General features: G+C 62.4%; 9 protein-coding genes. 5 read left to right on the top strand and 4 right to left on the bottom strand.

The genetic code is table 11. From position 1 onward, the window contains the following. Positions 1 to 284: 284 nt before the first annotated feature. Complete coding sequence (locus CO667_RS21735; RefSeq protein ID WP_097620322.1) at positions 285 to 1,175, top strand: hypothetical protein; 891 nt, start codon at positions 285 to 287, stop codon at positions 1,173 to 1,175. An 86-nt stretch (positions 1,176 to 1,261) separates the two neighbouring features. Here CO667_RS21735 and CO667_RS21730 read toward each other — a convergent pair whose 3' ends face one another. Further along, entirely contained in the window at positions 1,262 to 1,714 is a 453-nt protein-coding gene (locus CO667_RS21730) for a GatB/YqeY domain-containing protein (RefSeq protein ID WP_097620321.1), read from the bottom strand. Between the two features lie 273 nt (positions 1,715 to 1,987). Between CO667_RS21730 and carA the strand changes: the two genes are divergently transcribed. Together carA and CO667_RS21720 are read left to right on the top strand one after the other, a co-directional pair. Next, on the top strand, positions 1,988 to 3,193 hold the full coding sequence (carA, locus tag CO667_RS21725; RefSeq protein ID WP_097620370.1) for a glutamine-hydrolyzing carbamoyl-phosphate synthase small subunit: 1,206 nt from the start codon (positions 1,988 to 1,990) through the stop codon (positions 3,191 to 3,193). 127 nt (positions 3,194 to 3,320) lie between these two features. Continuing rightward, positions 3,321 to 3,641: an antibiotic biosynthesis monooxygenase gene (locus CO667_RS21720; RefSeq protein ID WP_097620320.1), complete on the top strand. Its 321-nt coding sequence runs from the start codon at positions 3,321 to 3,323 to the stop codon at positions 3,639 to 3,641. A 14-nt stretch (positions 3,642 to 3,655) separates the two neighbouring features. Here the strand turns inward: CO667_RS21720 and CO667_RS21715 are convergent, their stop codons facing one another. Further along, positions 3,656 to 5,059: an MATE family efflux transporter gene (locus tag CO667_RS21715; RefSeq protein WP_097620319.1), complete on the bottom strand. Its 1,404-nt coding sequence runs from the start codon at positions 5,057 to 5,059 to the stop codon at positions 3,656 to 3,658. A gap of 141 nt (positions 5,060 to 5,200) precedes the next feature. Continuing rightward, the gene (locus CO667_RS21710; protein ID WP_097620318.1) at positions 5,201 to 6,445 is read right to left on the bottom strand and encodes a TCR/Tet family MFS transporter; all 1,245 of its coding nucleotides are present in this window, start codon (positions 6,443 to 6,445) and stop codon (positions 5,201 to 5,203) included. 373 nt (positions 6,446 to 6,818) lie between these two features. Between CO667_RS21710 and CO667_RS21705 the strand changes: the two genes are divergently transcribed. Beyond that, on the top strand, positions 6,819 to 7,811 hold the full coding sequence (locus CO667_RS21705; RefSeq protein WP_097620317.1) for an aldo/keto reductase: 993 nt from the start codon (positions 6,819 to 6,821) through the stop codon (positions 7,809 to 7,811). A gap of 151 nt (positions 7,812 to 7,962) precedes the next feature. Here the strand turns inward: CO667_RS21705 and CO667_RS21700 are convergent, their stop codons facing one another. Further along, positions 7,963 to 8,883 carry a neutral zinc metallopeptidase gene (locus tag CO667_RS21700; RefSeq protein ID WP_097620316.1) on the bottom strand — a complete coding sequence of 307 codons (921 nt, stop codon included), beginning with the start codon at positions 8,881 to 8,883 and terminating at the stop codon, positions 7,963 to 7,965. A 325-nt stretch (positions 8,884 to 9,208) separates the two neighbouring features. Here CO667_RS21700 and carB point away from each other — a divergent pair, with 325 nt between their 5' ends. Beyond that, on the top strand, positions 9,209 to 12,697 hold the full coding sequence (gene carB, locus CO667_RS21695) for a carbamoyl-phosphate synthase large subunit (RefSeq protein WP_097620315.1): 3,489 nt from the start codon (positions 9,209 to 9,211) through the stop codon (positions 12,695 to 12,697). The last annotated feature ends 69 nt before the right edge of the window (positions 12,698 to 12,766 follow it).

Below are 12,766 nucleotides of genomic sequence, written 5' to 3'. Positions count from 1 at the left end.
ATAGGTTCGATCTCAACAAAGCGATCCCCGAGCGAAGCACCATCCCTACCCCCGGCGCCGCTTCGCAAGGGTGCCTTTGCAAATACCCTCCGGCTTGGGCCTCGGCCCTGCGTTTGCCGGCGGAAGCAAAGAGCAAGAAGGCAGGAGCGCCCCCAGCTCCTGCCTTCTTAAATTCTGGCTCCCTTTGCAACAACTCTCCTTTGAAATTAACCGCTTATTGACAAAACCGTTGACAGGCGACGCTTGCATGAAAGATGTATGCGCCGAACTCCTGGACCTCTCCAATGGCTTTTACCGCGGAAAATCTTGCAGCAGACGATCGATTTCTTTCTGCGATCCTGCATTGCGCCGATCAGATGCTTTCGATCTACCGCGAGAGCCCACGTATCGCCTCGATCTTTGCCGCGCAGCAGCGCTGGCTGATGGCCCATGCCGGTTTCGCCCTTCACTACGGTCATCCCGACGACGGCAGGAGCAGCGGCCTCTATTCCGGCCGCTTCATCGATTTCGCAGTCAGGAACGACATTGCCAGCCGCAACACGGCCGCGGCCTTCATGCAGGAGATGCTGGCCTATCGCTTCCTGCGACCGGTTCCCGGCCCCGACAAGCGCACACGCTATCTGGAACCCACTGAGATCGCCGAACAGCATTTCACCCGATGGCTCGTCGCCCATATGATGATCCTCGACAGCCTCGACGGCGGTGAACGCGCCGACAAGATCACCGCCGATCCCCCGGCGATGATGGCAGCGATCCAGCCGCTGATCGCAAGGGCGATCATCGGGAGTGAAGCGGTCCGCAGTCCGGGCCCCACCTTCAACCTCTTCAACTGGGCGAACACCGGCGGGTTGGTGATGGACTACCTGATCTCGCGCCTTCCGGAATTTCCCCGGACGGCCGAACGCGTCGTGCTCGGTCCTCTGTCGCTGAGAGAAATCCGCGAACAGTTCATGATCTCCAACACCCACCTGAAGCGGCTTCTGACCCAGGCAGCGACGATGGGGAGCGTCGGCTGGACCGAACCTTCCCGCAAGGGCGACTTCTGGCTGTCGGGCCGCTTCATCATGGAATATTGGAATTATCAGGCGGCGAAATTCGCCATCATCGATGCCGCCGCCGAAGCGGTGCTCGGGCCTGCGGTTCGGGACGAACCACAGGCGAGACGCGTTAGCTAAAGCTTGTCACGCAAAAGTGTGCAGCGGTTTTGCCAGGCAAAGCGTGAAACGCTTTTGCCGAGACATGCGTAAAAATAAAAGACGCATCAGTTCAGCAGTTCCTTGACGGTCGCCGACGCTTTGGCGAAATCCATCTGGCCGGCATAACGCTCCTTCAGCACCGCCATCACCTTGCCCATGTCCTTGACGCCTGCGGCACCTGTCTCGGCGATGATCGCCGAGATGTTGGCGCGCACTTCGCCGTCCGAAAGCTGCTTCGGCATGAAATCCTGAATGACGGTGATTTCGGCGCGCTCCTTGGCGGCAAGTTCCGGCCGGGAATTCTCCTCGTAGATCTTCGCCGATTCGTCGCGCTGCTTCACCATCTTGGCGAGGATCTGCAGGATCTCGTCATCGCTCGCCTGCTCCTTGCCGGTGCCGCGATTGGCGATATCGCGGTCCTTGACCGCGGCCTGAATCAGCCGGACGGTGGAAAGCCGCTCGGCATTCTTAGCCTTCATCGCCTCTTTCAGCTGGGTGGCGAGTTGATCGCGCAGCATGGTCTTCACTCCTGTTTTGATGCCGCTTCATAAACCACGCTGATGCGGCGGATCAAATAAATTGCGCGGTCGCTGCGATAAAGCGCAGGAAAACGACAGCGATCTCGGCTAGAAAGATTGACGCTAAGCGATTGCGTGGCTATTTACCGCCACCTGCACCAAAATTCGTGATCAGGCCTGAAGCGCGCGGCATTGCCGCGTCCACACGCCTGCGAGATCAAAAGGCGGCCAGCCGCGGCAACGCGCGCACCAGCCGCCGGAAACGGGATGAAGATGACCGCAACAGCACCCTGGACAATCGAAAAGCCGACCGCCCTGCTCGTCCTTGCCGACGGCACGGTCATCGAAGGCAAGGGCATCGGCGCCACCGGCAAGGTGCCGGCCGAAGTCGTCTTCAACACGGCGCTGACCGGCTATGAGGAAATCCTGACGGACCCCTCCTATCTCGGCCAGATCGTCACCTTCACCTTTCCGCATATCGGCAATATCGGCGCCAACGATGAAGACATCGAGGACCTGACGCCCGCCGCCCGCCACGGTGCCGTCGGCGTCATCTTCAAGGCCGACATCACCGACCCTTCGAACTACCGCGCCGCCAAGCATCTCGACCAATGGCTGAAGGCACGTGGCGTCATCGGTCTCTGCGGCATCGATACCCGCGCGCTGACCGCCTGGATCCGTGAGAACGGCGCTCCGAACGCGGTGATCGCCCACGATCCGAACGGCGTCTTCGACATCGAGACGCTGAAGGCCGAAGCCAAGGCCTGGAGCGGCCTCGAAGGTCTCGACCTTGCCAAGGTCGCTTCGTCGGGCCAGTCCTCGCAATGGACAGAGACCCCGTGGGTCTGGAACGAAGGTTACGGTGAACTTGGCGCGGCGGATGCGAAATACCACGTCGTCTGCCTCGACTACGGCGTCAAGCGCAACATCCTGCGGCTGTTTGCCGGCCTCGATTGCAAGGTGACGGTCGTGCCGGCCGCAACGAGCGCCGAAGACGTGCTCGCCATGCAGCCGGACGGCATCTTCCTGTCGAACGGCCCGGGCGATCCGGCGGCAACCGGCGAATATGCCGTGCCGGTCATCAAGACGCTTGTTAAGACTGATATCCCGGTCTTCGGCATCTGCCTCGGCCATCAGATGCTGGGTCTCGCCCTCGGCGCCAAGACCGAAAAGATGCACCAGGGCCATCACGGCGCCAACCACCCGGTCAAGGACCATACGACAGGCAAGGTCGAGATCGTCTCGATGAACCATGGCTTCGCGGTCGACTCGAAGTCACTGCCCGATGGCGTTGAAGAGACTCATATTTCGCTCTTCGACGGCACCAATTGCGGCCTGCGCGTCCTCGGAAAGCAGGTCTTCTCCGTCCAGCACCATCCGGAAGCCTCTCCCGGCCCGCAGGACAGCCACTATCTCTTCCGCCGCTTCATCAACATGGTGCGCGAGAAGAAGGGCGAACCGGCGCTTGCCGAACGCTGATTTCAAGCAATACCGATTTCGAAAAAGGCCCGTTCAACCGGGCCTTTTTCTTTATCCTCATATTGACCTCAACTTAACTTGAGGAACTACAGATCTGCCTGCAGACATCTGATGCAGGAGAAAATGGATGAACCGAGCTTTCTATCGAGTCGACAAGTTCATCGTGCCGGCGGCGGCGCGAGAGGAATTTCTCGTCAAAGTGATAATGACCCACAAGCTGCTGGAGGCGCAGGAGGGCTTCATCGATCACAGGGTGCTGGAGCAGGTCGCCGGCCCCGGTGAATTCAATTTCGTAACCATTGCCGAATGGGAAAACACCGAAGTCGTCGAGCACGCGCGGGCAGCCGTGGCAGCGGCCCACAAGGCCGCCAATTTCGATCCGCAGGAAATGTTTGCGCGTCTCGGCATTCGCGCCGATATCGCCAGCTACAAGCCCGTCGCGACCTGACGGCAAAGGCGGGCTCAGGCGCGGGCCAGTTCCGCCTCCCGGCGAAGGAGAAGGTAGAAGCGCGCGCAGAGCATGACGGCGGCCGCTGCCAGCCCGACGAGAAAGCCGAACCAGATGCCGATGCCGCCGAAGCCCAGCGGGAAGGCAAAGGCCCAGGCCAGGAAGAAGCCGATCGGCCAGTAGGCGATCAGCGCCATGATCATCGGCACGCGCGCGTCCTTGAGGCCGCGCAGCAATCCGTTGGCGATCACCTGCAGCCCGTCGACCAGCTGGAAGAGCCCGGCAACGACGATCAGCGGCCCGGCATAGGCAAGCACCTCAGGCGCTTCGGGCGAGTTGACGTCGAGAAACCAGCTGCCGAGGAATTGCGGCATGGTGGCAAAGAGCACCGAGCCCACCGCCGAAATTGCGCAGGCGAGGATGAGCACCATGATCGACGCCCGCACCAGCCCATCATAATCGCCCTGCCCGTGCGCGACACCGACGCGCACTGTCGCCGCCTGGCTGAGGCCGAGCGGGATCATGAAGGCGATCGAGGCCCATTGCAGGGCAATGCCGTGGGCGGCAAGCTCGATGGTACCGATATAGCCCATCAGCAGCGAGGCCACCGTGAACAGGCTGACCTCGGCAAGAATGGTGACGCTGATCGGGAAACCAAGCCGGATGACTTCCAGCAGCGCATGCCAGTCGGGCTTCCAGAACCGCACGAAGATCTCGTAGCGCCGGGTCTCTTCCCGCCGCTGCACGAAAGCCAGGATGAAGAGGAAGCCGGCCGTCTGCACGACGACCGAAACGATCGCCGCGCCCTCGAGCCCCATCGCCGGAAAGCCGAAATGGCCGAGCACGAGCATATAGGCGAAGATGGCATTCATCACCAGCGTGGCGATGGTGACGTTGAGGATGATGCCCGCCTTGCCGATGGCGCTGACCAGCGCCCGCATGACGTTGAAGAGCAGCGCCGGCAACACGCCGAACTGGCCGATCATGATGTAGCCGTGGGCGAGCTTGGCCACCTCGGGCTTCTGCTGTGCGAACAGAAGGATCTGCTCCGAATTGAAGAAGGCCGGCTGCATGATGACCCAGTATGCGATCACCACCCACAGACCCATGCGCAGCGCCCGGCGCACCGAGATAACGTCGCCGCGGCCATAGGCCTGCGCCACCATCGGAATGACGGCGATGGCAAAGCCCGAGCCGAAGATCAGGATCGTGAACAGGAATTGCGCCGCAAGCACCATCGCCGCCAGATGTTCGGCGCCGAGGCGGCCGACGATCATCACGTCCGTGGTGTTGATGCCGAGCTGGGCAAGCTGCGCGCCGATCAGCGGAATGCCGAGCGCCAGCGTTGCACGGAAATGCGCGCCCCAACGATTATCGGTTGTCGGCGCAAGCCTGCGCGCGTCGATCGGCGTGTCCATGACACTAGTCCTGTGATTGAAATCGCGTCGCCGCCGCTCGCGGCAAAATATCATTCCGACTTAGATCAAAGCCCGGCGAAGAACTACCCCAAAACAGGCAGATGATGAAAAATTCATCATCACATCAGCATTGCTGATCGATCAACCCGCCGCTTCCAGCGCCTCGACCGGCTCACGAACCCGAACCCGGACAAGGAACACGCCGGCGGCCACCAGGATGAATAGGGCGGCGGTCAGATAGGGCGCGCCGGCAAAGGTGAGCGGGGCCTCGGGCCGCGTGAAATAACCGAACATCTGCGTGAAGATCAGCGGTCCAAGGATGGTGGTGATGCTGCTGAGGCTGGTCAGCGCGCCCTGCAGCTCGCCCTGCGCCGACGGCGGCACCATGCCGGCGGCGATGCTGCGCAGCGGCGGATCGGCGACGTTTTCCATGACGGTCGCAACGATGATGACGTAGACCACCCAGCCCTCCCAGGCGAAGGCATAGCCGGTGAGCCCGACCGCCGAAAAGCAGAGGCCGAGCAGAGCGGTCTTCCACTCGCCGAGCACCGGCACGATCCGCGGCAGAACGAGCCCCATGACAACAGCCGCGCCGATGCCGTAAATGCCGAGCGACAGGCCGATCTGCCCCTCGCTCCAGCCGTAGCGATAGGTCGAGACGAACGACCAGACCGAGGGATAGACGGCATGCGCCAGGAAGAACAGGAACATCACAAGGCTGACCCAGCCGATGCCGGGATAATTACGCATCTGGCGCAACGCGCCGAGCGGATTGGCGCGTTTCCACTCGAACCGGCGGCGGTTCTTTGCCTCCAGCGTTTCCGGCAGCAGGAAGCAGGCGGCGATGAAATTGAGAAGCGACAGCGCCGCAGCACCAAGGAACGGCACACGCGGGCCGAATTCGCCGAGAACACCGCCGACCACGGGGCCGATGGTGAAACCGACGCCGAAGGCGATGCCGATCAGCCCGAAATTCTTCGCCCGGTTCTCCTCCGTGCTGATATCGGCGATATAGGCCGAACAGGTGGCGAAGCTGCCGCCGCTGATGCCGGCAAGCACGCGCCCGACGAACAGCATCCAGAAACTGGTGGCGATGCCGCAGATGAAATTGTCGATCGCAAAGGTCAGCACCGACAGCAGAAGGATCGGCCGGCGGCCGAAACGGTCGGATAGGTTTCCGAGCAGCGGCGCGAACAGGAACTGCATGCCGGCATAGACCAGCATCAGCCAGCCGCCATCGATTGCCGCATCGCTGACGCTGCCGCCGGTCAATTGTTCCAGATAGGCGGGCAGCACCGGCATGATGATGGCGATGCCGATGATGTCGAGGAAGAGGATAACGAAGACCAGGAAAAGGCCGCGGCGAACGAATTTGGGATCAAGCATGAGGCATCTCTACAGCGGTTGGTTCTGAAAAGACGATCTCGTCGCCGAGAAAGTGACATAGCTCAGAAAAGAGACCGAAACAATCCGTGAACATTTCAAAGTTTTTGATCATGCTGCACGGGAAGTTCACGAGACGCTTCAACCGCAGGGCGGGCACTGCCGTTCCAGCTTCAGGAGACCGACGGCCGCCCAGCAGATCACCGGGCGACGTTCCCTTGCAATGGACGCAACGGCATCCAGATCACTCGAAGGATCGCTCATTGTGCATTTCCCCGCACAGCCTGTTCGATGCCGTCCGATTATCGCTCGAACGCGAATGCGGTAGAACCATATCGACAGCGCGCCGCTCGCGGCGAGGACGAAGGAGAAGACAATGCAGACCTATCGTTTGGGAAAGACCGGACCCGAAGTCTCGGCAATCGGCCTCGGCTGCATGGGCATGTCGGGCATGTACGGCCCCTCCGACCGCGCGGAAAGCATCGCGACGATCCATGCCGCGCTCGATGCCGGCATCAACCTGCTTGATACCGGCGATTTCTACGGCATGGGCCACAATGAGATGCTGATCGGCGAGGCATTGAAAGGCCGCAGGCGCGAGAATGCCGTCATCAGCGTCAAGTTCGGCGCGCTCCGCGATCCCGCAAGCGGCTGGAGCGGCATCGATGCCCGCCCGGTCGCGGTAAAGAATTTCCTCGCCTACACGCTGCAGCGCCTCGGCGTCGACCATATCGATATCTATCGCCCGGCCCGCCTCGATCCGAACGTGCCGATCGAAGACACGGTCGGCGCCATCGCCGATATGGTCAAGGCAGGTTATGTCAGGCATATCGGCCTGTCGGAAGTCGGCGCCGAGACGATCCGCCGCGCCGCCACTGTTGCCCCGATCGTCGACCTGCAGATCGAATATTCGCTGATCTCGCGCGGCATCGAGGAGAAGATCCTGCCGACGACCCGCGAACTCGGCATCTCAATCACCGCCTACGGCGTGCTCTCGCGCGGCCTGATCAGCGGCCACTGGCAGAAAGGCCAAGCCACGGCCGGCGATTTCCGCGCCTACAGCCCGCGCTTCCAGGAAGGCAATATCGAGCAGAACCTCGCTCTGGTGGAGAAGCTGCGCGAGATCGCAGAGGCAAAGAGCGTCTCGGTCGCCCAGATCGCCATCGCCTGGGTCGCCGCCAAGGGCGGGGATATCGTCCCCATCATCGGCGCCCGCCGCCGCGATCGGTTGAGCGAGGCGCTCGGGTCACGCGCGGTCGACCTGTCAGCAGACGATTTCGCCGCCATCGAACGCGCCGTGCCGAAGGATGCGGCCGCCGGCGGGCGTTATCCCGAGCATATGCTGCAGCATATGGACAGTGAGAAGTAGGTGGAGGGCGGATCGAAAGGGACTGAACGTTGTGCCGTGCGGCCCCCTCATCTGCCGGCAGGCAGATGAGGGGTGAGCGACGACAGGAGCGAATGCGCCGAGCGCAAGCGAAGGGCAATCACCCCCAACGCCGGAGAAGCCGCTATCCCCGTCAAACCGGCCCCGAAAACGTATCACAAGCCGTCAGCTGTCCGCTGTCGAAACCGCGCTTGAACCATCTGACGCGCTGCGCCGAGGTGCCGTGGTTGAAACTCTCGGGCACGACGTAACCCTGCGAGCGTTTCTGCAGCGTATCGTCGCCGATCTGCTGGGCGGCGTTCAGCGCTTCCTCCAGGTCGCCGCTCTCCAGCAGTCCCTTCTGCTGGGTATATTTGCCCCAGATGCCGGCGAAGCAATCGGCCTGCAGCTCGACTCGCACCGACATCTTGTTGGCCTCTTCCTCGCTCATGCGCTGGCGGGCCTGGTTGAACTTCGGCAGAATGCCGAGCAGGTTCTGCACGTGATGGCCGACCTCGTGGGCGACGACATAGGCCTCGGCGAAATCGCCCGACGCGCCGAAGCGGTCGGAAAGCTCCTGGAAGAATTCGGTGTCGAGATAGAGTTTATGGTCGCCCGGGCAGTAGAACGGACCTGTTGCCGATGATGCGGAGCCGCAGGCCGATGCCGTTGAGCCCGAGAACAACACGAGGCGAGGTTCCTCGTAAGTCCGGCCCTGCGCCTGGAAGATGCCCTGCCAGGTATCCTCGGTCTCGGCCAGAACGGTGCGCATGAAGGCGGTCATCTCGTCATTGGCGGGTGTGCGCGTTCCGCCCGACTGGCTCTCCTCGTAGCCTGGGCCGCTCGTCACGCCGCCGGTGTCGAGCATCTGCATCAGGTCGATGCCCATCGCCTTGAAGATGAAATAGATGACGACGAGGAAGATGATCGTGCCGATGCTCAAGCGCCCGCCGGCGCGGCGAACGCCGCCGCCGGACGGAAAGTTGAAGCCGCCGCCGCGGCCGAAACCGCCGCTGCCCGGGTCGCCGCGGCGATCTTCGATATTGTCGGACTGACGCCGGCCTCTCCATTCCATCTTCGCTCTCCCCGGCAATGCCTCTGCTGCACTTTAAGGAATCTATATATCCGTCGGCGGCCGGAATTCCAGCGACATCATCCGGGCAATCAGCCCCGCCTCCGCGAGGACGTGGCGGCGAAATCCGGGTGCTGGTCGTGCCCGACGGGGAATGGGCTTTCGCGGCGTGTTGGATTCCTGTCGATTCCGCGATTTATGGGGTTCCGTTTGCAAATACATTTGCCTATAAGCCGCTTCTAGCCTGAAAAGACCCTCAATGCGCGACCCGACCCGGTGATCTCCCACCCTGGCCGGCTTTCTGCGCAGCTAGAAATGGATATCGCCCATGCCGAAGCGCCAAGACATCAAATCGATCCTCATCATCGGCGCGGGACCGATCGTCATTGGCCAGGCTTGCGAGTTCGATTATTCCGGCACCCAGGCCTGCAAGGCGCTGAAGGAGGAAGGCTACCGTGTCATCCTCGTCAACTCCAACCCGGCGACGATCATGACCGATCCGGGCCTGGCCGACGCCACCTATGTCGAGCCGATCACCCCCGAGGTCGTCGCCAAGATCATCGCCAAGGAGCGCCCGGACGCGCTGCTGCCGACCATGGGCGGCCAGACGGCGCTGAATACCGCGCTTTCGCTGAAGCGCATGGGCGTGCTCGATCGCTACAATGTCGAAATGATCGGCGCAAAGCCCGCCGCCATCGACATGGCCGAGGATCGCGCGCTGTTCCGTGAGGCGATGGGCCGTATCGGCCTGGAAACGCCACGCTCGATGCTGGCCAACGCCACCGACATCAAGGACCTCGACCGCAAGACGCACGAGGCTGAGCGCAGCAAGCTGCGCGAGAGCCTCTCCGGATCCGAACTCGACAAGGCGCTGGACGAGCTGGAAAACCAGTGGAACCTCGGAGAGAGCGACCGTAAGCAGCGCTACATGAACCATGCCGTGGCGATCGCCGCCCAGGCGCTCGACCATGTCGGCCTGCCCGCCATCATCCGCCCCTCCTTCACCCTCGGCGGCACCGGCGGCGGCATTGCCTACAACCGCTCGGAATTCTTCGAGATCGTCGGCGGCGGCCTCGACGCGTCTCCGACGACCGAAGTGCTGATCGAAGAATCGGTGCTCGGCTGGAAGGAGTATGAGATGGAGGTCGTCCGCGACAAGGCGGACAACTGCATCATCATCTGCTCGATCGAGAACATCGACCCGATGGGCGTCCACACCGGAGATTCGATCACCGTCGCCCCGGCGCTGACGCTGACCGACAAGGAATACCAGATCATGCGCAACGCCTCGATCGCGGTGCTGCGCGAGATCGGCGTCGAGACCGGCGGCTCGAACGTCCAGTTCGCCGTCAATCCGAAAGACGGCCGTCTCGTCGTCATCGAAATGAACCCGCGTGTGTCGCGTTCCTCGGCGCTGGCCTCCAAGGCCACCGGCTTCCCGATCGCCAAGATCGCCGCCAAGCTCGCCATCGGTTATACGCTTGACGAATTGGACAACGACATCACCGGCGGCGCCACGCCTGCCTCCTTCGAACCGTCGATCGACTACGTCGTCACCAAGATCCCGCGTTTCGCTTTCGAGAAATTCCCCGGCGCCTCGCCGGTGCTGACGACCGCGATGAAATCGGTCGGCGAAGTCATGGCGATCGGCCGCACCTTCGCCGAATCGCTGCAGAAGGCGCTGCGCGGCCTCGAAACCGGCCTGACCGGCCTCGACGAGATCGAGATTCCCGACTCCGAGGAAGGCGAATCCAGCCACAACGCCATCCGCGCCGCCATCGGCACGCCGACGCCGGATCGCCTGCGCATGGTCGCCCAGGCGCTGCGCATGGGTCTCAGCATCGAAGAGGTGCACGAGGGCTGCAAGATCGATCCCTGGTTCATCGCCGAGCTCAAGAACATCGTCGACACGGAAGCCCGTATCCGCGAGCACGGCCTGCCGGAAGATGCCGCCAACCTGCGCATGCTGAAGGCCATGGGCTTTTCCGATGCGCGCCTGGCAACACTGACCGGCAAGCGCCCGAAGCAGATCGCCGAGTTCCGAAACAGCTTGAACGTCCGCCCGGTCTTCAAGCGCATCGATACCTGTGCTGCCGAATTCGCCTCGCCGACCGCTTACATGTATTCGACCTATGAGACGCCCTTCGTCGGCGCCGCCCGCTCCGAGGCCGAAGTGTCCGACCGTAAAAAGGTCGTCATCCTCGGCGGCGGCCCGAACCGCATCGGCCAGGGCATCGAGTTCGATTATTGCTGCTGCCATGCCGCCTTCGCGTTGAAGGATGCCGGTTATGAAGCGATCATGATCAACTGCAACCCGGAAACCGTCTCGACCGACTACGACACATCAGATCGCCTCTATTTCGAGCCGCTGACCGCTGAAGACGTGATCGAGATCCTGCGCGCGGAGCAGGAAAAGGGCGAAGTCGTCGGCGTCATCGTCCAGTTCGGCGGCCAGACGCCGCTGAAGCTTGCCGAGGCGCTGGAAAAGAACGGCATCCCGATCCTCGGCACCGCGCCCGATATGATCGACCTTGCCGAAGACCGCGACCGCTTCCAGAAGCTGCTGATGAAGCTCGATCTCAACCAGCCGAACAACGGCATCGCCTATTCGGTCGAACAGGCCCGCCTGGTCGCCGCCGAAATCGGCTTCCCGCTGGTCGTACGCCCGTCCTACGTGCTCGGCGGCCGCGCCATGCAGATCCTGCATTCGGAAGGTCAGCTGCAGACCTACCTGCTCGATACGGTTCCGGAACTGGTGCCGGAGGATATCAAGCAGCGCTATCCCAACGATAAGACCGGCCAGATCAACACCCTGCTCGGCAAGAACCCGCTGCTCTTCGACAGCTATCTCTCTCATGCCATCGAAGTCGACGTCGACTGCCTCTCCGACGGCACCGACGTCTATGTCGCCGGCATCATGGAGCATATCGAGGAAGCCGGCATCCATTCCGGCGACAGCGCCTGCTCGCTGCCGCCGCGCTCGCTGCCCGTCGAACTGCTCGACGAGCTGGAGCGCCAGGCAAAGGCGATGGCCAAGGCGCTCAATGTCGGCGGTCTGATGAACGTCCAGTTCGCCATCAAGGACGGCACCGTCTACGTTCTCGAAGTCAATCCGCGCGCCTCGCGCACCGTGCCCTTCGTCGCCAAGACCATCGGCGCGCCGATCGCCAAGATCGCCGCCCGTGTGATGGCCGGCGAGAAACTCGACGCGACCTTCGCCGCCTATGGGGAAAAGCCCGATCCGCGCAAGCTGAAGCATATCGCCGTCAAGGAAGCTGTCTTCCCCTTCGCCCGCTTCCCCGGCGTCGACACGCTGCTCGGCCCGGAAATGCGTTCGACCGGTGAAGTCATCGGCCTCGATACCGATTTCGCGCTGGCCTTCGCCAAGTCGCAGCTCGGCGCCGGCGTCGAACTGCCGCGTGACGGAACGGTCTTCGTTTCCGTGCGCGACGAGGACAAGGCGCGCGTGCTGCCGGCGATCCGCATCCTCGTCGAACAGGGCTTCAAGGTGCTGGCAACCGGCGGCACCGCCCGCTTCCTCGGCGAAAACGGCATCACTGCCACCAAGATCAATAAGGTTCTGGAAGGCCGCCCGCATATCGAGGACGCGATCCGCAATCGCCAGGTCCAGCTCGTCATCAACACCACCGATGGCAACAAGGCGATCTCCGACTCCAAGTCGCTGCGCCGTGCGACGCTGATGCAGAAGGTGCCCTATTACACGACGATGGCAGGCGCCGAAGCCGCCGCCCAGGCAATCAAGGCGCTGAAGGCCGGCAATCTGGAAGTGCGGCCGCTGCAGAGCTATTTCGCCTGAGATACGGAACGCCATCGCTCGATGAGCGATGGCGCCAGCCTTGGCATTGGGGCACCACCGGAGGCTTCT

The organism is Rhizobium sp. L43, assembly GCF_002531725.1.
Classification (GTDB): Bacteria; Pseudomonadota; Alphaproteobacteria; order Rhizobiales; family Rhizobiaceae; genus Rhizobium.
The sequence above is the reverse complement of the archived record's forward strand: the minus strand, read 5'-3'. Positions and strand labels throughout refer to the sequence as shown.